Genomic DNA, 20,451 nt, shown 5'->3' with positions numbered 1-20,451 from the left:
GACCCCGGCGACCCTGAGGAGCCCCCATGAACCAGTCCGACACGGGCCCGGCCCCCGTTCTGGCGCTGACGGACGTCTCCAAGTCCTTCGGCGCCGTACGGGCCCTGCAGGACATCTCGTTGAGTCTTCTCCCCCGTGAGGTCCACGCCCTCGCCGGAGAGAACGGTGCGGGCAAGTCGACCCTCATCAAGATCCTCGCCGGGGTGCACCGGCCCGACGCGGGCACGCTGCTGCTCGACGGAACCCCGGTGGTCTTCCACGGGCCCGGCGACGCCCGCGACGCCGGTATCGCCGTCATCTACCAGGAGCCGACGCTCTTCCCCGATCTGTCCGTCGCCGAGAACATCTTCATGGGCCGTCAGCCGCTGGGCGCTCTGCGCCGTATCGACCGCGGCTCCGTACAGAAGGCCACCTCGGCCCTGATGACCCGGCTCGGTGTCGCACTCGACCCGCAGCGGCCCGCGCGGGGACTGTCCATCGCGGACCAGCAGATCGTCGAGATCGCGAAGGCCCTCTCCTTCGACGCACGGGTCCTGATCATGGACGAACCCACGGCGGCTCTCACGACCAGCGAGACGGCGCGCCTCTTCGCCGTCGTCGAGACCCTGCGCGGCGAGGGCACCGCCGTCCTGTTCATCTCCCACCGCCTGGAGGAGATCTTTCAGATCTGCCGGCGTGTCACCACACTGCGCGACGGACGGCTGATCGCCACCGAACCGCTGGAGGGCCTGACCGAGGAGGCGCTCGTACGGCGGATGGTCGGCCGGGATCTCGACGAGCTGTATCCCAAACAGCCCACCACCGTCGGGGAGTCGGCCCTGTCGGTGCGGCGGCTCACGCGGGAGGGCGTCTTCCGTGACGTGTCCTTCGACGTGCACCGCGGCGAGATCGTGGCGCTCGCCGGACTGGTCGGCGCCGGACGCAGCGAAGTGGTCCAGGCGGTCTTCGGAGTCGACCGACCCGACGCCGGTGAGGTCACGGTGGCGGGACGCAAGCTCCCCGCCGGCTCCCCCACCGCCGCGATGGACGCGGGGATCGCGCTCGTACCCGAGGACCGCAGACAGCGCGGACTGGTCATGGAGATGTCCATCGAGCGCAACATCGCCCTCACCGGCCTGGACCGGCTCGGCAGGGGCGGCCTCGTGCGCCGCGCCCTCGAACGGGCCAGGGCCGCCGACTGGGCGGTCCGACTCCAGCTGAAGTACAACAAGCTGTCCGACCCGGTCGGTGTGCTGTCCGGCGGGAACCAGCAGAAGGTCGTGCTCGCCAAGTGGCTGGCCACCCGGCCCGCCGTGCTCATCGTCGACGAACCCACCCGGGGCATCGACGTCGGGACGAAGGCAGAGGTCCACCGGCTGCTCTCGTCGCTCACCGCCGACGGACTCGCGGTGCTGATGGTCTCCTCCGACCTGCCCGAGGTACTCGGCATGGCCGACCGGGTCCTCGTGATGCGTGAGGGCCGGCTCGTCGCAGAACTGGGCCGGTCCGAGGCAACCGAGGAGACGGTGATGGCCGCCGCCACCGGTGCGGGAGCCGGCCGGCCGCCGGTACCCGCACCGTCAGCCGGTGACAACGAAAAGAGCTCCGCATGACCACCGCGCTCGACAAGCCGCCCACCACCGGGACGCAGCCCGAGCGTTCGGCGCGCTCCCTCGCCGACGCCGTCTTCCGCGCCCGCGAGATCAGCATCGGCGGCGCACTCGTCCTGCTGATCGCCGGTACCTGGCTCGCCAATCCGTCCTTCCTCGACGACCAGGGCATCAAGGACCTGCTGCTCAACTCCTCGATCCTGGTGCTGCTCGCCGTCGGACAGTCGGTCGTCGTCATCACCCGCAACATCGACCTCTCGGTCGGTTCCGTCGTCGGCCTGACCGCCTTCGCCTGCGGCCACTTCGTCTCCGGCACGGACCACAGCGCCGTCACCGTCGTCGTGCTCGGCATCGCGCTCGGTGTGGTGTGCGGACTGGTCAGCGGTGCGCTGGTCAGCTTCGGCCGGGTCCCGGCCCTCGTCGTCACCCTCGGCATGCTCTACGTCATCCAGGGCCTCGACCACGCATGGGCCCACGGCGAACAGATCAACGCCGCCAATGTCCCCGACGGGGTCCTCTCCCTCGGCAGCGGTTCCGTGGCGGGCATCCCCTACCTGCCGCTCATCTCCGCCGCGGTCCTGGCCGGCACCGCGTACTTCCTGCGGACCTACCGCAGCGGCCGCGAGCTGTACGCGATCGGCTCCAACCCCGAGGCCGCGCGGCTGGCCGGCATCCCGATCCGCCGGCGCGTCCTGGCCGCCTACGCCTTCTCGGGCGCGGTCGCCGGATTCGCCGGTGCCCTGTGGCTGGCGCGGTTCGGCACGGTCGTCGCCGACGCCGCGAACGGCTGGGAACTCACCGTCGTGAGCGCGGTCGTGGTCGGCGGAATCGCCATCACCGGCGGCACCGGCAGCGTGTGGGGAGCGGCGCTCGGCGCCCTGCTGCTCACCACGATCGGCAGCGCCCTGGTCGTACTGAAGGTGGACTCCTTCTGGCAGCAGGCGATCACCGGTGTCCTGCTGCTCCTGGCCATCACCACCGACCGTGTCGTCCAGGTGCGCACCACCAGCGCCCTGAGGAAGAAGAGCCGGCGATGAGCACTCTGACCAAGTACCTCCGCTGGGACACCGCGGTCGGGATCCTGCTGATCGCCGTCTTCCTCGCCGGCGCCGGCACCACCGACGGCTTCGCCGACACCGCGAACCTCTCGGCCGCGCTGGACGACACGGCGGAGATCGCGCTGATCGCGCTGCCCATGACGCTGCTCGTCGTCGCCGGGCAGGTCGACCTCTCCGTGGCCTCCATGCTGGGCCTGTCCAGCGCGCTGGCCGGTTCGCTCTGGGACGCCGGGTGGACCTTCGAACTGATCGTGCCGATCTGCCTGTTGACCGGCGTCCTCGGCGGACTCCTCAACGGCTGGCTGGTCACCCGGGTGGGACTGCCCTCGCTCGCCGTCACCATCGGCACGCTCACCCTCTACCGGGGTCTCGCCTCCGTGGCACTGGGCGACAAGGCCGTGGCCGACTTCCCGGAGTCGTACGCCCGGTGGGCCCGCTACACCGAGACCGTTCCCGGCACCTTCGTGCCCTATCCCGTAGCGCTGTTCGCCGTCCTCGCGGTCGTCGCCGCCGTCGTGCTGCACTGCACCGGGTTCGGTCGCTCCCTGTACGCCGTCGGCGCGCAGGAGGACGCGGCCCACTTCGCCGGTATCCGGGTCAAGCGGATCAAGCTGGCGCTGTTCATGGTCTCCGGGCTGGTCGCCTCGTTCGCCGGGATCGTCTACACGCTGCGCTACGGCAGCGCCCGCGCCGACAACGGCGTCGGGCTCGAACTGGTCGTCATCGCCTCGGTGTTGCTGGGCGGCGTCGACTTCGACGGCGGCAAGGGGACCCTCGGCGGCGCCGTCGCCGGCGTCCTGCTGATCGGCCTCCTCAACAACCTGCTCACCCTCAACGACGTGTCCAACGAGATCCAGGTGATCGTCACCGGACTGCTGCTCATCGCGTCCGTGCTCACCCCGAGGGTCATCACCACGGTCAGCGAACGCCGCCACCGCGCCAACGCCGCTGCATCACCCGTGAGTTGACACCGCACCTGCCCACCGCTCGTCCCGATGCCCGCCCCCGCAACCCGAAAGGCCCCGCCATGCATCCGCACTCCCGCGCACGCCGCCGTATCCTGCCCGCCGCGGCAGCCGTGTGCGCCCTCGCCGTCGCTCTCGCCGGCTGCTCGGGCACCACCAAGGACGACGCCGCGAAGGACACCGGGACCGCGGCCGCAGACGCGAAGGCTGATCCCGGCGCGCCGATGAAGAAGGGCCTCAAGCTCGCCTTCCTGCCGAAGCAGATCAACAACCCGTACGAGAAGATCGTCGACGACGCGGGGATCGCCGCGGCCAAGGAGTTCGGCGCCACCGGCAAGGAGGTCGGTCCCTCCGACGCCAAGGCATCGTCCCAGGTCTCGTACATCAACACCCTGATCCAGCAGCGCCAGGACGCCATCCTGATCGCGGCGAACGACCCCAACGCCGTCTGCGGCCCGCTCAAGCAGGCCATGCGGCAGGACATCAAGGTCGTGGCCTACGACTCGGACACCGCCAAGGACTGCCGGCAGATCTTCATCAACCAGGCCAGTTCCGAGGAGATCGGCCGCACCCAGGTGCAGCATCTCGCGAAGCAGCTCGGCAACAAGGGCGAGATAGCGATCCTCTCGGCCACCCAGAACGCGACCAACCAGAACACCTGGATCGAGTTCATGAAGGACGAGCTGAAGAAGCCCGCGTACCAGGACATGAAGCTGGTGAAGGTCGCCTACGGGGACGACGACGACCAGAAGTCCTTCCAGGAGACGCAGGGGCTGCTCAAGGCGTATCCGAACCTCAAGGGCATCATCTCCCCCACCACCGTCGGCATCGCCGCGGCCGCCCGCTACATCAGCGGCTCGTCGTACAAGGGCAAGGTCGTGCTCAACGGCCTCGGCACGCCCAACCAGATGCGCAAGTACGTCAAGGACGGCACGGTCGAGCAGTTCTCGCTGTGGGACCCCAAGAAGCTGGGCCGCCTCGGCGCCTACGCGGCGGCGTCCCTCGCCTCCGGCCGGATCACCGGGGCGCAGGGCGAGACGTTCACGGCCGGCGACCTGGGCGAGTACACGATCGGCAAGGACGGGGAGGTCATCCTCGGCCCGCCGACCGTCTTCGACGTCAAGAACATCGACGAGTTCGACTTCTGAGCCGGAGAGCCGGGATGCAACGCGTGTGCTTCGTCCTGAAGGTCCGCCGCGAGCGGACGGAGGAGTACCGCCGGCGGCACGCGTCCGTGTGGCCCGAGATGCTCTCGGCGCTCACCGCCGCCGGCTGGCGCAACTACTCCCTCTTCCTGCGCGAGGACGGACTGCTCGTCGGCTATCTGGAGACGGAGGACTTCACGGCCGCGCGGGAGGCGATGGCCGCCACCGGGGTCAACGCCCGCTGGCAGGCGGAGATGGCGGACTTCTTCGAGGCGCTGGAGGGCGCCGGACCGGACGAGGCGATGACGCCGCTGACCGAGGTGTTCCATCTCGGCGGCGACGCCGAGAAGACGGAGATGAGGACATGACCACCGAGGCCGGCGCTTTCCGACGCGTTCCCGCCGTCAGCCGCAGACCGAGGATCGGTCTCGTCGCGGGCGGACTGGGAGCCTACTGGCCGCAGTTCCCCGATCTTTTGCCCCGGCTGGAACGGTCGGCGGCTCGGGTCGCGGAGCGCATGCGGGCGTTCGACGCGGAGGTGGTCGACGTCGGCTTCATCTCGGACGCGACGGACGGTGCGGCGGCCGCCGAGCGGCTGCGGGCGGCCGACTGCGATCTCATCGTCGGCTTCCTGACCACCTACATGACGGCGACGATGCTCGTGCCGATCGCCCGGCGCAGCGGAGCGCCCGTGCTGCTCATCAACCTCCAGCCGACCGAGGCGATGGACCACGCGTCGTTCGGCACCGGGGACTGGCTGGCGTACTGCGGGGCCTGTCCGCTGCCCGAGATGGCCAACACCTTCGAACGCGTCGGCGTCCCCTTCCGTTCGGTGTCCGGGTATCTGGAGGACGAGCGGGCCTGGGAGCGCATCGGCCGCTGGATCAGGGCGGCGGGCGCCCTTGCGGTGCTCCGCGGCGGACGGCACGGTCTCATGGGCCATCTCTACCCCGGGATGTACGACGTCTCGACGGACCTCACGATGGTGCCGGGCCATCTCGGCGGCCATGTCGAGGTCCTGGAGTTCGACGATCTGCGGGTACGGGTCCAGAAGGCCGACGACGCGGAGGTGGAGGCCCGGCTGGCCGAGACCCGCGAGGTCTTCGAACTCGACGACAGCGTGGTGACGGAGGACCTCACGTGGGCGGCGCGGGTCTCCGTGGGCCTGGACCGGCTCGTTGCGGACTTCGACCTGGACAGCCTCGCGTACTACCACCGGGGCCTGGAGGGTGAGATCCACGAACGCCTCGGTGCGGGCATGATCCTGGGATCGTCGCTGCTGACCGCTCGCGGCATCCCCGCCTGCGGCGAGTACGAGCTCCGCACCTCGATCGCGATGCTCATCGCCGGACGCCTGGGCGGCGGCGGGTCGTTCACCGAACTCCAGGCACTGGACTTCCGGGCGGGCGTGGTCGAGATGGGCCACGACGGCCCGGGCCATCCGGCCGTCAGCGCCCGCAAACCGCTGCTCCGCGGGCTCGGCGTCTTCCACGGCAAGCGGGGCTGGGGCGTGTCGGTCGAGTTCGACGTACGCCACGGACCGGTCACGCTGGTGGGCCTGGGGCAGTCCCGTCAGGGCGCATACCGGCTGGTCGCGGCCGAGGGTAAAGTGGTCGGCGGTCCGCTCCTCGAGATCGGCAACACCACGTCGCGCGTCGATTTCGGCTGCGACCCCGGTGAATGGACCGACGCGTGGAGTGCCGGCGGGGTCGGCCATCACTGGGCGCTGGCCACGGGTCATCTGCTGCCCGACCTTCGCGCGCTGGCCGATCTCGGCGGACTGGAGCTGGTGGAGGTCTCGGCCTGATGACGCAGTCGGTGGGTATCAAGGATGTCGCGCGCGAGGCCGGGGTGTCGGTCGGCACGGTGTCGAACGTCATCAACCGGCCCGACTCGGTGGCGGAGGCGACCCGGACACGCGTCCTGTCCACCATCGACCGGCTCGGCTATGTGCGCAGCGAGTCGGCCCGCCAGTTGCGGGCCGGGCGGAGCCGCATCATCGCCCTGCTCGTGCTCGACATGGCCAACCCCTTCTTCGTCGATGTCGCGGCCGGTGCCGAACGGGTGGCCCGTGACGCCGGACTCGGCGTGATGCTCTGCAACAGCGCGCAGAGCAGCGACGAGGAGGCCGAGTATCTCGGCCTGTTCAGCGAGCAGCGGGTGCGTGGCGTGCTGGTGACCCCGGCGGACACCTCCGGGCGCAACCTGGCGGGCTTCCGGCGCCAGGAGATCCCGTTCGTCACCGTGGACCGGGTGGTGCCGAGCGCCGAGGGGTGTTCGGTGTCCGTGGACGACGTCGTCGGCGGCAGCCTCGCCGGGCGGCACCTGCTCGACCAGGGCCATGAGCGGATCGTGTACGTCAGTGGACCGCTTCAGCTCTCGCAGTGCCAGGACCGCCGTACGGGGGTGCTGCGGGCCCTCGCCGAGGCCGGGCTGGACGAGGACCGGCTGACGGTCCTGGAGACGCGGAAGCTCGATGTGTCGGCCGGCCGGGACGCGGGGGCCCGGTTGCTGGGGATGTCGCCCCGGCCGACCGCGGTGTTCTGCGCCAACGACCTGCTGGCACTCGGCGTGCTCCAAGCGCTCTTCGCCGCCGGCGTGAGCGTCCCCGACGAGATCGCGCTCGTCGGGTACGACGACATCGAGTTCGCCTCCGCGGCCGCGGTGCCTCTCACGTCCGTGCGGCAGCCCGCCGTCCGGATGGGGCGGCTGGCGGCCGAGCTGCTGATCGAGGAGACCGGGCCGGACGCGGCGAACCACCGCCATCAGCGGATCGTGCTCCAGCCCGAGCTGGTCGTGCGGGGCTCCTCCATCGCGAGGCCCCCTGCCAAGCGGCGCTGACGACCGCTCCAACAGCTGTTCTGCGCACCCTGGGTGACGCATCATCACACCTACTCCGGTGACGGACGCGAGTGCGTCGTCGTCGCCGTCACGCTCCATCTCACACTCCACAGCGAGGGACGAGTCATGAGCAGAAACTGGAACCGCCGGGTATTCCTGCGCGCGGCCGCCGTCACGGCGGCAGCCGGCGCCGCGGCAGGCACCATGGGCACCGCGTCCGGTGCGCCACGGCCGCCGGGACCCGGCCCCGGCGCGGGCCGGCTGCGCGTCGAGCGGACGACCGTCGAGTACGCGGAGGAACTCCTCGGCACCGACACCGCGACCCCGCACCTCGGATGGGTGCTCGCCGCGGGCGGCCGGGGCGCCGCACAGAGCGCTTACCAGCTGCGCGTCGCCGTTGATGCCCGTGACCTGAGCCGCCGTCCGCTGTGGGACTCGGGCCGCGTCGCCTCCGCCCGGTCGGTCAACGTCCCCTATGCGGGACCGGAGTTGAGGCCCCGCACCCGCTACCACTGGCAGGTGCGCGTCTGGGACGAACAGGGCCGCGCCTCCTCGTGGAGCGCCGTCCGCTGGTGGGAGACCGCTCTGCCCGCCGACGGCTGGCGCGCCCGCTGGATCGGCGCGGAAGCCGCCCCCGAGGCGCCCGGCTTCGACGGCGCCTCCTGGATCTGGTCGGCCGGCGCGACCTCCACCGACGCTCCGGCCGGACCCCGCTGGTTCCGTGCCGCGCTGGAACTGCCCGCCGGAGCCGAGGTGTCCCGGGCGACGGTGGTGGCCACCGCCGACGACGACTTCACCCTCCACCTCGGCGGAATGCAGGTGCTGCACGCCCCCGAGCAGACCGACGGCTGGCGCACCGGCCGAAGCGCCGACGTCACCGAGCCGGTGCGGGCCGCGGGCGGTCGCATCGTGCTGGCCGCGGTGGCCACCAATCGCGGCAACGTTGTCATCAACCCCGGCGGCCTCCTGGTCCGTCTGGAGGTCGAGACCGCCGACGGCAACCGCCATCAGCTCGTGACCGGCGACGGCTGGCGGGTCGAGGACTCCGAACAGGACGGCTGGCAGCGGCCCGACCACGACGACAGCGGCTGGGCCCCTGCCGTGGTCCTCGCCCCGTACGGCCAGGGCCCCTGGGGCACCGGCGTCACCGTCGGCGTCCCCGAGCTGCCCGCGCCGCTGCTGCGCCGGGAGTTCACCCTGCGCAAGCCGGTCGCCCGCGCCCGGCTGCACATCTCCGGACTCGCCTACTACGACGCGGAGATCAACGGGCGGCGCGTGGGCCGCCAGGTGCTCGACCCCGGTTTCACCGACTACGACGAGACCGTGCTGTACGCCGTCCACGACGTCACCGGCCACCTGGAGCGCGGCGTCAACGCCATCGGTGTGACCCTCGGCCGCGGCTTCTACGGCATGACCACCCCGAACGTCTGGAACTGGCACCGCCCGCCCTGGCACGGCGAGCCCCGGCTGCTGGCCCAGCTGGAGATCGATCACCCCGACGGCTCCCGCACGACCCTGGCGACCGGCCCCGACTGGCGGATCACGCAGGGCCCGACCCTCTCCAACTCCCTCTACGCCGGCGAGACCTACGACGCGCGCCGGGCACCACGCGCCTGGACCGAACCGGGCTTCGACGACGGCGGCTGGTCCCCCGCCGGTGTCCAGGAGGCCCCGAAGGGCACGCTCAGGGCCCAGCCCCACGACCCGATCGAGATCATCGAGACGATCCGGCCCACCGCCGTCACGGAGCTGAGCCCGGGGGTCCACGTCGTCGACATGGGGCGCACGCTCGCCGGCTGGACCCGGCTCACCGTCACCGCCGCCGCCGGGACCACGGTTCGCCTGATCCACGGCGAGAAGCTGAAGGCCGACGGCAGCGTGCACGCCGAGACCGGCCATGTGCCCGGGCGCTTCCAGACGGACGAGTACGTGTGCGCGGGCAGCGGCAGGGAGATCTGGGAGCCCAGGTTCTCCTACAAGGGCTTCCGTTACGTCCAGATCAGCGGACTGCCGCGTCGACCGCACCCGGACGAGGTGCTCGGCCGCGTGGTGCACACCAGGGTCGACGAGGTGAGCGAGTTCCGCTGCTCGGAACCCTTCTACGAGCGGCTCGACACGGCGATGCGCCGCACGGTGCTCAACAATCTGCACGGCATCCCGACCGACACCCCGATGTACGAGAAGAACGGCTGGACCGGCGACGCCCAGCTCGGCGCCCCCGTGATGGCGTACGCCTTCGGGGTCCACCGCTTCCTGTCCAAATGGCTCGACGACCTGGCGGACAGCCAGAACGCGGACGGCCAGTTGCCCGTCATCGTGCCGAGCGGCGGCTGGGGATACGGGGACCTTGGCCCCTCGCCGGAATGGACCACCGTCTATCCCTTCCTGGTCCGGGAGATGTACCGGGTGTACGGGGACGACCGGATCGCCAGGCAGCACTGGCCGGCGCTCACTCGCTATCTGGACTGGGAGATCAGCCGTCTGAAGGACGGTCTCGCGGTCACCGCCCTGGGTGACTATCTGCCTCCGGGCTACGGGGGCAATCCTCCCGAGGACACCCGTCTGACCGCCACGGCCTATCTGCGCCGCGCCCTGCTGCACACCGCCGAGATGGGCGACGTCATCGGCGAGACGGCGACGGCCGAGCGCTACCGGGAGAGCGCCGAGCGGCTCAGGACCGCCTTCAACGCGGCCTTCCTCGACCCGGTGTCGGGGCACTACCGCACCGCCAAGGACCCGGGATACCGGCAGACCAGCAATGCGATACCCCTGGCGTTCGGGCTCGTGCCGGAGTCCGCACGCACCTCGGTGGTCCGGAGCCTGATCGACGACATCGCCGCCCGGGGCAGCCACCTCAACACCGGCGCTCTCGGGACCAGCGTGCTGCTGCCCGCGCTGACGGCCGAGGGACACGCGGACGTGGCCCACGCCATCGCCACGCAGAAGACCTATCCCGGCTGGGGACACTGGTTCGAGAACGGCGCCGACACCATGTGGGAGATGTGGCCGCTCGACTCACGCTCGCGTGACCACTACTTCCAGGGAACCGTCGTGCAGTGGCTCTACGAGAACGTGGCCGGGCTGCGTCCCGGCGACGCCGGATACCGCACCTTCACCGTCCGTCCCGACGCGAGGGCGGGTGTCACCTGGGCCCGCACCGCGATCCGCACCGTCAGGGGGAGAGTGTCGGCGAGCTGGCAGCGATCGGGCCGGGAGTTTCGCCTCACGGTGGAGGTGCCGGTCGGTTCGCGGGCCGAGGTCCATGTGCCGGCGGCAAATCGCGCAGCTGTCACGGCACCGGAGGGTGCCTCCTACGACCGGACCGATTCCGGTCATGTGGTCCATCGCGTCCCGCACGGCACGTGGGTGTTCACGGCGCGGGACGTGGCCGGCTGACAGGAGGCCGACAGGGGTGTGGCCCCCGGACGATCGTCCGGGGGCCACACCGATCTCTGCTGCGTCAGTCGTTGATGCAGAGGTTGCCGGCCGCCGGGTTGAGCAGTCCGATGACGTTGACCGTATTGCCGCAGAGGTTGAGCTGCGCGTGGATCGGCACCTGGACGACGTTGCCGGACAGGAAGCCGGGCGAGTTCGCCGCGATGCCGTCGGCGTCGCTGTCCGCGGTGGCGAAGCCGGCGCCGCCGAGGACGAGGGCGCAGACACCGGCGGCAACTGCAGCGGTCTTGATGAGAGCCATGAAGAGATCTCCTGTACAGAAGCGGGGAGGCGGCCCCTGGCGCAGGCGCCCGCGACGGGCAGCCTGACGCCGCGGTCGGGAGCCGCCGAGCGTCTGCTGATGTGTCCCCCCACTCCGCGCGTTCCTCCCGCCGCAGGGACTTTTTGCGTCATATCGGGTGAATGCGTCTCTCTGCGGTCCGCCCGGCCTTCGCGTCCCCGCGCATCGCCCGCGACCAGCACGACCGTGCGCCGCCGTCTCCGCCGGATCACTGGGCGCGGGCGCGCATCCGGCGCAGCGTCCGCGCGTCCTGCAGACCCACCGACCGAGCGGCGGCATGGACGGTCGCGCCCTGGCCGATGAGGTGTTCCGCCCGCTCCAGCCGGAGGGTCTGCTGGTAGCGCAGTGGGGTGAGACCTCCGGTGACGCGCGTGAAGGAACGGGTGAGGGTGCGCTCGCTCACGCCGACGGCCGCGGCGAGTTCGGTCAGGCGCAGGGGCTTGTCGAACTGCGCGTCGATGAGGTCCTGAGCACGGTGGACCGTGTCACTGAGGTGCGAGCGGTGCCGGAGCATGACGCTGGTCTGCGGCTCGTCTCCGTTGCGCCGGGAGTAGACGACCATGCTGCGGGCCACCTGGGCGGCCGCGGCGGGGCCGTGCCGGGTGGCGATCAGATAGAGGGACAGATCGATGCCGCTGGCGATGCCGGCGGAGGTGACCACCCGGTCGTCGGCCGTGAACAGGACGTCGCGTACGAGGTGGGAGCGCGGATGACGACGGGCCAGTTCGTCCTGCACCTCGTGGTGGGTCGTACAGCGGCGGCCGTCCAGCAGACCTGCCTGGCCGAGTGCCTCCGCGCCGGAGCAGACGCCGGCGACCGTACCGCCGCGGGCGTGGTGTTCCCGCAGCTCCCTCAGGGAGGCCGGCCCGAGGACCGGGCTCTCCGCGAGCGTGCGCGCCCGCCAGCCCGGCACCACCACCAGATCCTCCGGCCCGAGTCCGGGCCAGTCGAGACGGGCCCGCAGCGGAAGCCCCTGGGCGGAGGCCACATCGGGCTGCTCCGCCACGTACCCGAGGGTGTAGGGGTGGCCGAAGTCCGCGGCCGTGAAGAAGACCTGCGCGGGTCCTGCCAGGTCGAGCAGATGCACTCCGGGCAGGAGCAGGAAGACGACCCGGCTCATGATCCCGTGGCGGTGTCCGGGAGCGCGGCCTCCACCTCGGCGACCGTGGTGATGGTGGCGAACCGTCCGGCGAGCACGTACGCGGTGCGCCGGACGACCTCGTCGGCGCCGAGGGTGCGAGGGTCGGACAGCAGGTCGTCGACGCTCAGGTCGTCGGGGGCGTCGGGGTGCGCGATCGGGTTGGTGGCGGTCGCGTCGACGACGAAGGTGACCCCGTAGCCCAGGTCGCTCGCGACCCGCGCGGTCGTCTCCACGCACTGCTCCGTGCGGATCCCGCAGACGATGACCTCACCGACCCCGTGCCGGGTGAGGGTCTGCTGCAGATTGGTGCTGGTGAAGGCGTTGTGCGAGGTCTTGCGGATCAGCGGCTCCGTGTCCAGGGGCCGCAGCTCGTCCATCAGCCGCACATGGCCGAGCTCGGGGTCGAACACACCGCCGGTGCCGGGTTCGCAGTGCAGCACCCAGACGACGAGGTCGCCCGCACGGCGTGCCGCCTGGACGAGACGGTCCGCCTTGCGGGCCACGTCCGGGTCCGAGATCGTCTTCCACTGCGGGCGGGCACGGAAGGATTCCTGGACATCGATGACAATCAGCGCTCGGGTCATGCCGTCAGTCTGACCTGCCAGGACGGGCGTCGAACAGGGCCGACGAGGTCCACGGGCGGACCGATCCGGTCACCGCGACCGCGGCGGTCCGGGGGTCCGCCCGCCCGTTCCTCAGTAGCGTTCGAGCATCGGCGGGCCGATCCAGCCGGAGCCGGACAGCCCGAGCGTCGCGTCGTACGCCTCCATGAGGTCGCCGTTCGTGTCGTGCTCCTCCAGGGCGTCGGACACCGCGTCGCGCAGGACCTTGTCGCTCTTGTCCATGCCGATGCCGTACGGCTCCTTGGTGAACGGCCTGCCGACGACCTTCAGCTTGGAGGGCCGCTGCGCGGCGAAGCCCATGAGGATGGCGTCGTCGGTGGTGACGGCGTCGACCTTCTTGGCGAGCAGCTGCTGGACGCACGCGGAGTACTTGTCGAGCTCCAGGGTCTTGGTGCCGTAGTCCGGCTTCTTGATCTCCTGGAGCGACGTCGAGCCCTTGATGGAGCAGACGGTCTTGCCCTGGAGGGAGAACGGTCCGGCGATGGACTTGTCGTTCTTGCGGATCAGGAGGTCGGCGCCGGCCACGAAGTACGGGCCGGCGAAGCCGACCTGCTTCTTGCGCCGGTCGTTGATCGTGTACGTGCCCACGTACAGATCGACGTCCCCCTGCGCGATGGCGCTCTCGCGGACGCTGGACTCGACCGTCTTGAACTCGATCTGGGCGGGCGAGAAGCCGAGATCGGCGGCGACCATCTTGGCCACCTCGGCGTCGAACCCGGATCGTGTGCCCTCCTTGTCCTCGAAGCCGAGGAAGGGGAGGTCGTTCTTGGCGCCGATGACGATCTTGCCGGCCTTCTGGGCCTTCTTGAGCGTCGGGGAGTCCAGGTCGACGGACTTGGCCACCGGGTAGGTGGGCAGCCTCGGCTGATCCTTGCCGCCCGAACCGCCGGTGAGCACGTCGTCGTCGGACGTGCCGGACTCGCTGCTGCTGCAGGCGGTCGCCGTCAGCGCGAGTACAGCGATCACCGCGGTGGCGGCAGACTTGCGGACCTTCATGATCAAGAATCCCTCATGTCCGGATAGAGCAGATGCGACGGCGGGAGCAGGGGACGCGCCGTCGCAGGGCCCCCGTGTCCGCTGGGAGGAGGGTATGGACGGAGTTCGGCCACCGTCAGTAGATCTGAGGAGAACTTGAGCATTACGATCCGGCCGCAACCGGACATTCCTGTCACTCCCGCAACAGCGCCGCGGCCTGCACGACTGCCGTCGGCACGGTGATCCAGACCATGGCCTGAACTCCGCGCAGGAGCTGGGGTGTTGAACTGCCCCTGAAGCAGAGTTGGCTGAAAAGGCATCACGCGCGTCTGTTCCCTCTCCCGTGGCCTATCCGGGTGGCTCCGCGCTCCTTAGCATGAGCGCCCAACAGGTCCTGATTTCTACTGACGCGGGTGAGAACTGGATGCGAGAGGAGTCGTGGCGCCCGGACGCCATCGACACGACGGTGCCCAGCGTGGCACGTATGTACGACTACTTCCTGGGGGGCAGCGACAACTACCAGTCGGACCGTGACGCCTGCGAGCAGCTGCTCAAGCAGGTGCCCAGCACCAAGGTGCTGGCGGTCAACAACCGCAGGTTCCTTCAGCGCGTCGTCCGCCTGCTGGCCGGCGAGTACGGCATCCGTCAGTTCATCGACCACGGGTCCGGCCTGCCCACCCAGGACAACGTCCACCAGGTCGCCCAGGCCGTCGACCCGGCGTCCAAAGTGGTCTATGTCGACAGCGATCCCATCGTTCTCGCCCATGGACGGGCACTGCTGGACGAGAACGACAACACGGCTGTCATCCAGGCAGACATGCGCGATACGGACCACATCCTCGGCCACGCGGAGACCACGCGGCTGATCGATTTCAGTCAACCCGTGGCGGCTCTCTTCGTCTCGGTCATGCACTGCATCCCGGACGAGGACGACCCGGCGGCGCTGATCCGGCGGGTGGCGGACCGCCTGGTCCCCGGCAGCTTCCTCGTCATCTGCCAACTGGTCAGCGACCGACCGGAGATCCGGAAGTTCGTCACCGACTTCATGGCGGAGGCCACCGGCGGCAACTGGGGCAGGGTCCGTGAGGAGGGCGAGGTCACGGAGTACTTCAACGGCCTCCAGATCCTTGAGCCCGGCCTGGTGGAGGTGTCGACCTGGCGACCGGACACCGATCTGGCGCCCACGCAGCTCACCGACGAGTGGATCGAGTGGGGCGGGGTGGCACGGCTCGGCTGACGCCCACGACGGAGAAGCGGCCCCGGTTCGCGCGCTACGGCGCGGGTGCCGGGGCCGTTCTCGTGCCGAGGTCCGTATTCGTGCCGGGCCGCTTGTGTGCCGGCCGCACGCATGCCCGGCCGTGTCTCATGTACAGGCCGGTCAGAGGGTGTCCATGCGCTCGCGCAGCGCCGCGATCGACTGCGCCGGCGTGAGGGCGCACGCGCCGAGCCGGTCGAGCATGTTCCGGTACTGCTCGACGCCCTGGGGCTTCTGGGTGAAGGTCGAGTCGGTGAGGTGCTCGATGTACACGGCGTCCTTCAGGTCGCCGAGGGCGAAGCGCAGATAGGTCACTCCGGTCCCCACGCCGACCGCGGCGGTCACGTCCAGCGGCGCGATCTGCAGGGTGACACGAGGGCGCTCCATCATGGCGAGCAGATGCTCCAGCTGTGCGCGCATCACGTCCCGGCCGCCGACGACCCGCAGCAGGACGGACTCGTCGATGACGGCCCAGAGCCGCGGCGCGTCCGGCTGGTCCAGCTGACGCTGCCGTTCCTGGCGCAGCTCGACGCGCCGCGTCACCTCGTGCTCGAGCAGATGTCCGGGGCCGGCCTGGATGACGGCACGGGTGTAGTCCGGCGTCTGAAGCAGCCCGGGTACATAGAACGGCTCGTAGGTACGGATACGTTCGGCCGCGCCTTCGAGCGCGACCAGCGGCGTGAAGAAGTCGGAGAGGACGTCGCTGAACGACCGCCACCAGTCGGGCCGACGGGACTGGTCGACCAGCCGGAGGAACTCGGCGACGCGCTCCTCGCCGTCCACCCCGTACAGATGCAGCAGAGCCAAGGCGTCGACCTGCTTGCAGCCGTGCCGCCCGAGCTCGATGCGGCTGGTTTTCGACTGCGAGAAACCCAGCTTGCTGTCGACATCGACGGGATCCAGTCCGGCGGCGACGCGCAGTTCGCGCAACTTGCCGCCGACGATGAGCTTCAGTGCCGTCGGGTTCTTCTCCACCGCCCCTAGCGGTCGTACGAACAACGACGCATTCGGATCGGCTGCAGCCATCGGGCGCTCCTGCGGACGCGGGGAAGACGCCCAGTATCCACCAACGGGGCTTCCATGGCTCGGAATACGTCGCACTTGGAGCGATTTTCAGCCGATGAAGAAGTCGAAGTCTCCGCCTCGGGCACCCGCCACGAACGCGGCGATCTCATCACGCGTATAGATCAACACGGGCCCCTGTGGGTCACGGGAGTTGCGCACCGCCACACGTCCCCCAGGGAGCTCTGCCAGCTCAACGCAGTTCCCGGTGGCATTGCTGTGACTGCTCTTGGTCCATGCCACGGAGCTCAGCCCCGTCGCACGCATGCCGTTGAAGAAAGACTCCACTGCAACAGCCCTTTCGCTTTCGTACGTTCGTTCGCGCCGACACCCAACCATTGCAATCCCAGATGCAATTGCATTCTTGGGTGGCGCTCGACCATACTCGCTCCACGGCGGCCGGCGCAGCGCCGAAGTCCATTTCCTCCAGGGGGACATGACCAGTGACAACTCACGTGTCAGCCTCATCGAGCACGAGCACCAGGCACGGAAGCCGGTTCTGCGGTGCGGAGCCTGGCGCGGAACCACTGCCCGCGACGATCCCCGCGGGCGAACCCCAGTGGGCCTGGAACCCGAGCATGAGCCAGACCGGGTTCGCCGCGTGCGGACTCGACGGTCAGCTCCAGAACGCCTCGCAGGCACGGCAGTTCGTCGCCACGACCCTCACCGGCTGGTCGCTTCCGAAGCTTGTCCCGGACGCCGAGCTGGTCGTCAGCGAACTCGTCACCAACGCGGTGCAGCACGCACTGGACCCGGCGTCGGCCGAGGACGGCGACTACCCGGTCTGGCTCGGCATCTTCCGGCAGCCCGGCGACCTCGTGTGCGCGGTCACCGACCCGAGCTCGACGGCACCACGACCGCGCAGCGCGGACGAATGCGCGCTCGGCGGCCGGGGCCTGCACCTCATCAGCGCGCTCTGCGACACATGGTCGTGGTCCCTGACCCCGCCGAAGGGCAAGACGGTCTGGGCGACGCTGCCCCTTCACTGACGCCGGCGTGTTCGCTTACGCCGGCGTGACGACGGCGGTGAGGTACGGCGACGACGCCCGCCTCGTGCGGGTCCTCGGCCGCGCGTCTCTCGCGGGCCCGGCCGGATGCACCCGCCTTCGCGCCGCCCGGCCCCCGGCCGCTCACGGGCCGTTAGACCGCCGGACTACGGCACCGCTCGGTCCCCTGACGCCGGGCCCCCGCGCCGCGTCTCCTCCAGGGAGACCTGCATCGCATCCCTGGCCCGCGTGAACCAGTCGGCCAGCACCGCCACCTCGTCCGGCGAGTAGTCGGCGAAGAGCGCGGCGATGCGCTCGTAGAACGGGCCGTAGACCTCGAGAATGCGGGCCTGGGCCGACTCCTCCATCACCACGCGCACCCGGCGGCGGTCCCCCGGATCCGCCTGGCGGCGCACATAGCCGGCCTTCTCCAGACGGTTGAGCACACCCGTCACCGCGCCCGTGGTCAGCCGGGCCCGCTCGGCCAGGTCGCCCGCCGCGAGCGACTCCCCCGCCAGACCGGCCTCGATGACGAACCCGAGGCAGGTGAGGTCGGTGACGTTGAGTCCGAGCCGCCCCGCGATGTCCTGCTGGCCGAACTGCGCCAGCGCGATCATGCGGTCCATCGCGTACTGCGCCTCTGCGGCCGTCGCCTCCGGGCGCGCCTTGCCCTCCACCCAATATCCCCTTAGCATCTAAGTTACTTAGTTCGTAAGACATTCCTGGGTGAGGTGTGCCCAGGTCGCTGATCTATCACACCACCGGTGAGGAGCCAGAGATGAGTGCGCACGGCGATCACGACATGGGCCACACGGTGGCCGGCTGGACCGGCACCGCGATGGCCACCGCGGGTACCGCCGTGCTCGGCGCGGGGCTCGCCGCCGGCTCGCCCTGGGGCCTCGGTCTGGGGGGCGCCGTCGTCGTGCTCGCCGCGCTCACCACCTGGCTGCTGCACCTTGCGGGGTGGGGCAAGCCCAGTGGGCCCCGGCCCCCCGGACGTCGCGGCTGGCGCACCCGGGACACCACCGTCCGGTACGGGCACCCGGACTGTGTCGGATGCCGGCTGGCGGGCCGCAGGCCGGAGGCGGCCCCGGCCGTCGCACCGCACGTCCCACCGGCCACCGCCGGCACTCCGGTCACCGCGGACGCTCCCGCGCTGCAGACATCAGGGTGATCCGGCACCCCGCGCCCGGCCGGGGACCGCGATACCGACGGTGCCGATGCGGACGCGCATCGGTGCCGGTGGGCACGCGTCGCGTCGGCCACCGGCGCGGTCAGGCGCTCGGCCGACTGCGCTCCGCCCGTCCCGAAGCACCCGTACAGCACCCCGCGGTCGCAGGGCGCGGGCGGGAGCGCCAGTTCGGTGCGGGGTGAGCGGGTCCGGACCTCCAGCGCCGCCAGTTCCGTACGGCGTACGGCAAGGTCCCAGGCGGCTGTCGGCCGTATGCGGGCGTTGCTGTCAGCCGTATGCGGGTGTTGCTGTCGGCCGTGCGCGCGAGCGCCAGGGCGGCAGCCGATCGGTCCTCAGCCGTTCGCACATGAGCAGCACGGCGACTTCCGGACCGTATCCACTCTCCCGCACCGGTCGGCGGTCCCGGACCGAGGAGATCCAGCGCCCACCCGATCCGGTCCGGCCCGGTGGTCCGCGCAGCACTCATGGTCCGGCTCCCTCGCCCCCGGGAGGCGTCACCGATCATCCGCGGTCCGGCGGACGGCGGCCGGAAACACGGTCACTGCGCCGGAGTGGCACGGCCCCGGGGCGGCTCATGCCGTGCCGGGGTGGCCCCCGCCGTCGATGTCCTTGCCGATGTAGAGCTCGGCGAAGGCGGCCGCCGCCGCGGGTGACTCGAAGATCCGCCGCAGCCGCGCCGTCGCGGACGCCGCCCGGAACGGGTCGCCGGACGACGCCCCGTGCATCACCTCCGCGAGCCACTGCGAGAACTCCTGGTACTGCCAGACCTGTCGCAGACAGGCCGCCGAGTAGCCGCGCAGCCCGCTGTCGTCGGCCTTGGCGCAGTGGGCGACCAGCGCGTCGCCGAGCAGCAGCGCGTCGTGCAGCGCCAGGTTCATGCCCTTCGCGGCGATCGGCGCCGCGAGGTGGGCCGCGTCGCCCGCCAGATACAGCCGGCCGTACGACATCGGCTCCACGACGTAGTTGTGCATGTCCAGCACGCGCTTCTCGATCAGCGGACCCTCGGCGAGCGGCCGGGCTCCGTCCGCCGACAGCCGCGTCCGGAGTTCGGACCACACGCGGTCGTGCGGCCAGTTCTCCGGGTCGTCGCCGGGCGGGCATTCGAGGTAGTAGCGGGTGACCTGGGGGCTGCGGGCCATGTGCGCGGCGAAGCCGCGGCTGTGCACTCCGAAGACGACACAGTCGTTGGACGGCGGCGCCTCGGCGAGGAGGGCGAGCCAGCCGACGCCGTAGTCGTGCCGCGCCACTGCCGCGTGCTCCGGGGGCATGCTCGCGCGGCTCACTCCCCGCGCCCCGTCGCAGCCGGCAACGGCCTCGCACACGATGCGCCCGCGCTCGCCCGTGTCCGGGTCGGTGTAGGAGACCTCGGGCCGGTCCGTGTCGATGGCCTGCAGTCGCACGTCCCGTACACCGAAGCGGATCTCGCCGCCCAGCTCGTCGGCGTACCTGCGGACCAGGTCGGTGACCAACAGCGGCTGCGGATAGACGAAGTGGCGGTTGCCGGTCATCTCGCCGTACGGGAAGCGATGGCGCTCCCCCGCGAAGCGGAACTCGAACTCACCGTGCATCTCGGTGTTCTGGAGCAACCGGTGGGCCAGACCGCGCCGTTGGAGTGCCCGTACGGCCCACTCCTCGAGGAATCCCGCGCGGGGCCGCTGCTCGATGAACTCTCTGCTCTCCGTCTCCAGCACGACGCAGTCCACGGATGCGGCCCGCAGGATGTTGGCGACGGTGAGACCGGCGGGACCCGCGCCGATGACGACGACCCGGGTGCGGGACGGCGTGACGGGCGACGAGGCGGAGGCGGGAAGCGGAGAGGCGTCAAGAGACGGGGAGACGGCGACCATGTCCAGCATTATGACGGTGCTCAGTCAGCCTCGACG

Annotated in this window: 19 protein-coding genes; 11 read left to right on the top strand and 8 right to left on the bottom strand. The window is 70.6% G+C overall.

Going from position 1 to position 20,451, the window contains the following annotated elements; translation table 11 throughout:
* The first annotated feature begins 26 nt into the window (after nt 1-26).
* The 8 genes from ACFWU3_RS17955 to ACFWU3_RS17920 all read left to right on the top strand — a co-directional run bounded on the left by ACFWU3_RS17955 (nt 27) and on the right by ACFWU3_RS17920 (nt 10,994).
* Nucleotides 27-1,592 carry a sugar ABC transporter ATP-binding protein gene (locus tag ACFWU3_RS17955; protein WP_384437918.1) on the top strand — a complete coding sequence of 522 codons (1,566 nt, stop codon included), beginning with the start codon at nt 27-29 and terminating at the stop codon, nt 1,590-1,592.
* A complete protein-coding gene (locus ACFWU3_RS17950) occupies nt 1,589-2,626 on the top strand; it encodes an ABC transporter permease (RefSeq protein ID WP_384437915.1) in 1,038 nt (345 codons plus the stop codon). Before ACFWU3_RS17955 ends, ACFWU3_RS17950 begins: the two co-directional genes overlap by 4 nt.
* Nucleotides 2,623-3,615 (top strand): ABC transporter permease, encoded by a 993-nt coding sequence (locus tag ACFWU3_RS17945; protein ID WP_384437912.1) that lies wholly within the window; start codon nt 2,623-2,625, stop codon nt 3,613-3,615. The genes ACFWU3_RS17950 and ACFWU3_RS17945 overlap by 4 nt, the downstream gene beginning before the upstream one ends.
* Nucleotides 3,616-3,674: 59 nt before the next feature.
* Nucleotides 3,675-4,760 (top strand): rhamnose ABC transporter substrate-binding protein, encoded by a 1,086-nt coding sequence (rhaS, locus tag ACFWU3_RS17940; protein WP_384437909.1) that lies wholly within the window; start codon nt 3,675-3,677, stop codon nt 4,758-4,760.
* Nucleotides 4,761-4,774: 14 nt separating this feature from the next.
* Nucleotides 4,775-5,125: an L-rhamnose mutarotase gene (locus tag ACFWU3_RS17935; RefSeq protein ID WP_384437906.1), complete on the top strand. Its 351-nt coding sequence runs from the start codon at nt 4,775-4,777 to the stop codon at nt 5,123-5,125.
* Nucleotides 5,122-6,564, top strand: a complete 1,443-nt coding sequence (locus ACFWU3_RS17930) for an arabinose isomerase (RefSeq protein ID WP_384437903.1) — start codon at nt 5,122-5,124, stop codon at nt 6,562-6,564. The genes ACFWU3_RS17935 and ACFWU3_RS17930 overlap by 4 nt, the downstream gene beginning before the upstream one ends.
* Nucleotides 6,564-7,598, top strand: a complete 1,035-nt coding sequence (locus ACFWU3_RS17925) for a LacI family DNA-binding transcriptional regulator (protein ID WP_384437900.1) — start codon at nt 6,564-6,566, stop codon at nt 7,596-7,598. The genes ACFWU3_RS17930 and ACFWU3_RS17925 overlap by 1 nt, the downstream gene beginning before the upstream one ends.
* Before the next feature lie 126 nt (nt 7,599-7,724).
* Complete coding sequence (locus ACFWU3_RS17920) at nt 7,725-10,994, top strand: family 78 glycoside hydrolase catalytic domain (RefSeq protein ID WP_384437897.1); 3,270 nt, start codon at nt 7,725-7,727, stop codon at nt 10,992-10,994.
* Nucleotides 10,995-11,058: 64 nt separating this feature from the next.
* Here the strand turns inward: ACFWU3_RS17920 and ACFWU3_RS17915 are convergent, their stop codons facing one another.
* The 4 genes from ACFWU3_RS17915 to ACFWU3_RS17900 all read right to left on the bottom strand — a co-directional run bounded on the left by ACFWU3_RS17915 (nt 11,059) and on the right by ACFWU3_RS17900 (nt 14,094).
* Nucleotides 11,059-11,295: a chaplin gene (locus ACFWU3_RS17915; protein ID WP_384437894.1), complete on the bottom strand. Its 237-nt coding sequence runs from the start codon at nt 11,293-11,295 to the stop codon at nt 11,059-11,061.
* A gap of 247 nt (nt 11,296-11,542) precedes the next feature.
* A complete protein-coding gene (locus ACFWU3_RS17910; protein ID WP_384437891.1) occupies nt 11,543-12,454 on the bottom strand; it encodes a GlxA family transcriptional regulator in 912 nt (303 codons plus the stop codon).
* Complete coding sequence (locus ACFWU3_RS17905; protein ID WP_384437888.1) at nt 12,451-13,059, bottom strand: isochorismatase family protein; 609 nt, start codon at nt 13,057-13,059, stop codon at nt 12,451-12,453. Before ACFWU3_RS17905 ends, ACFWU3_RS17910 begins: the two co-directional genes overlap by 4 nt.
* Before the next feature lie 111 nt (nt 13,060-13,170).
* Complete coding sequence (locus ACFWU3_RS17900) at nt 13,171-14,094, bottom strand: glutamate ABC transporter substrate-binding protein (protein ID WP_384437885.1); 924 nt, start codon at nt 14,092-14,094, stop codon at nt 13,171-13,173.
* A gap of 403 nt (nt 14,095-14,497) precedes the next feature.
* Here ACFWU3_RS17900 and ACFWU3_RS17895 point away from each other — a divergent pair, with 403 nt between their 5' ends.
* The gene (locus ACFWU3_RS17895; protein WP_384438074.1) at nt 14,498-15,310 is read left to right on the top strand and encodes an SAM-dependent methyltransferase; all 813 of its coding nucleotides are present in this window, start codon (nt 14,498-14,500) and stop codon (nt 15,308-15,310) included.
* Between the two features lie 141 nt (nt 15,311-15,451).
* On the opposite strand, the gene ACFWU3_RS17890 is transcribed toward ACFWU3_RS17895, so the two are convergent.
* Together ACFWU3_RS17890 and ACFWU3_RS17885 are read right to left on the bottom strand one after the other, a co-directional pair.
* Nucleotides 15,452-16,354, bottom strand: coding sequence for a helix-turn-helix domain-containing protein (locus tag ACFWU3_RS17890; RefSeq protein ID WP_384437882.1), 903 nt, complete (start codon nt 16,352-16,354; stop codon nt 15,452-15,454).
* A gap of 87 nt (nt 16,355-16,441) precedes the next feature.
* Nucleotides 16,442-16,657, bottom strand: a complete 216-nt coding sequence (locus tag ACFWU3_RS17885; protein ID WP_356700758.1) for a DUF397 domain-containing protein — start codon at nt 16,655-16,657, stop codon at nt 16,442-16,444.
* Nucleotides 16,658-16,968: 311 nt separating this feature from the next.
* On the opposite strand from ACFWU3_RS17885, the gene ACFWU3_RS17880 reads away from it, so the two are divergent.
* Nucleotides 16,969-17,379, top strand: coding sequence for an ATP-binding protein (locus ACFWU3_RS17880; protein WP_384437877.1), 411 nt, complete (start codon nt 16,969-16,971; stop codon nt 17,377-17,379).
* A gap of 164 nt (nt 17,380-17,543) precedes the next feature.
* Here the strand turns inward: ACFWU3_RS17880 and ACFWU3_RS17875 are convergent, their stop codons facing one another.
* Nucleotides 17,544-18,071, bottom strand: coding sequence for a MarR family transcriptional regulator (locus ACFWU3_RS17875; protein ID WP_384437874.1), 528 nt, complete (start codon nt 18,069-18,071; stop codon nt 17,544-17,546).
* 83 nt (nt 18,072-18,154) lie between these two features.
* Between ACFWU3_RS17875 and ACFWU3_RS17870 the strand changes: the two genes are divergently transcribed.
* Complete coding sequence (locus tag ACFWU3_RS17870) at nt 18,155-18,550, top strand: HGxxPAAW family protein (protein ID WP_384437871.1); 396 nt, start codon at nt 18,155-18,157, stop codon at nt 18,548-18,550.
* 590 nt (nt 18,551-19,140) lie between these two features.
* Here the strand turns inward: ACFWU3_RS17870 and ACFWU3_RS17865 are convergent.
* The gene (locus ACFWU3_RS17865; RefSeq protein ID WP_384437868.1) at nt 19,141-20,415 is read right to left on the bottom strand and encodes a 4-hydroxybenzoate 3-monooxygenase; all 1,275 of its coding nucleotides are present in this window, start codon (nt 20,413-20,415) and stop codon (nt 19,141-19,143) included.
* Nucleotides 20,416-20,451: the final 36 nt, after the last annotated feature.

It is taken from the genome of Streptomyces sp. NPDC058685 (assembly GCF_042714725.1).
Classification (GTDB): domain Bacteria; phylum Actinomycetota; class Actinomycetes; order Streptomycetales; family Streptomycetaceae; genus Streptomyces.
This window is presented reverse-complemented; position numbering and strand designations above follow the sequence as displayed.

Bases quoted from the DNA above. Each gene is read 5' to 3' on its own strand.
- ACFWU3_RS17910 (WP_384437891.1), bottom strand. From the start codon at position 12,454: ATGAGCCGGGTCGTCTTCCTGCTCCTGCCCGGAGTGCATCTGCTCGAC.
- ACFWU3_RS17900 (WP_384437885.1), bottom strand. From the start codon at position 14,094: ATGAAGGTCCGCAAGTCTGCCGCCACCGCGGTGATCGCTGTACTCGCG.
- ACFWU3_RS17895 (WP_384438074.1), top strand. From the start codon at position 14,498: ATGCGAGAGGAGTCGTGGCGCCCGGACGCCATCGACACGACGGTGCCC.
- ACFWU3_RS17955 (WP_384437918.1), top strand. From the start codon at position 27: ATGAACCAGTCCGACACGGGCCCGGCCCCCGTTCTGGCGCTGACGGAC.
- ACFWU3_RS17870 (WP_384437871.1), top strand. From the start codon at position 18,155: ATGAGTGCGCACGGCGATCACGACATGGGCCACACGGTGGCCGGCTGG.
- ACFWU3_RS17885 (WP_356700758.1), bottom strand. From the start codon at position 16,657: ATGCGTGCGACGGGGCTGAGCTCCGTGGCATGGACCAAGAGCAGTCAC.
- ACFWU3_RS17920 (WP_384437897.1), top strand. From the start codon at position 7,725: ATGAGCAGAAACTGGAACCGCCGGGTATTCCTGCGCGCGGCCGCCGTC.
- ACFWU3_RS17880 (WP_384437877.1), top strand. From the start codon at position 16,969: ATGAGCCAGACCGGGTTCGCCGCGTGCGGACTCGACGGTCAGCTCCAG.
- rhaS (WP_384437909.1), top strand. From the start codon at position 3,675: ATGCATCCGCACTCCCGCGCACGCCGCCGTATCCTGCCCGCCGCGGCA.
- ACFWU3_RS17890 (WP_384437882.1), bottom strand. From the start codon at position 16,354: ATGGCTGCAGCCGATCCGAATGCGTCGTTGTTCGTACGACCGCTAGGG.
- ACFWU3_RS17925 (WP_384437900.1), top strand. From the start codon at position 6,564: ATGACGCAGTCGGTGGGTATCAAGGATGTCGCGCGCGAGGCCGGGGTG.
- ACFWU3_RS17915 (WP_384437894.1), bottom strand. From the start codon at position 11,295: ATGGCTCTCATCAAGACCGCTGCAGTTGCCGCCGGTGTCTGCGCCCTC.
- ACFWU3_RS17865 (WP_384437868.1), bottom strand. From the start codon at position 20,415: ATGGTCGCCGTCTCCCCGTCTCTTGACGCCTCTCCGCTTCCCGCCTCC.
- ACFWU3_RS17875 (WP_384437874.1), bottom strand. From the start codon at position 18,071: ATGCTAAGGGGATATTGGGTGGAGGGCAAGGCGCGCCCGGAGGCGACG.
- ACFWU3_RS17950 (WP_384437915.1), top strand. From the start codon at position 1,589: ATGACCACCGCGCTCGACAAGCCGCCCACCACCGGGACGCAGCCCGAG.
- ACFWU3_RS17905 (WP_384437888.1), bottom strand. From the start codon at position 13,059: ATGACCCGAGCGCTGATTGTCATCGATGTCCAGGAATCCTTCCGTGCC.
- ACFWU3_RS17945 (WP_384437912.1), top strand. From the start codon at position 2,623: ATGAGCACTCTGACCAAGTACCTCCGCTGGGACACCGCGGTCGGGATC.
- ACFWU3_RS17930 (WP_384437903.1), top strand. From the start codon at position 5,122: ATGACCACCGAGGCCGGCGCTTTCCGACGCGTTCCCGCCGTCAGCCGC.
- ACFWU3_RS17935 (WP_384437906.1), top strand. From the start codon at position 4,775: ATGCAACGCGTGTGCTTCGTCCTGAAGGTCCGCCGCGAGCGGACGGAG.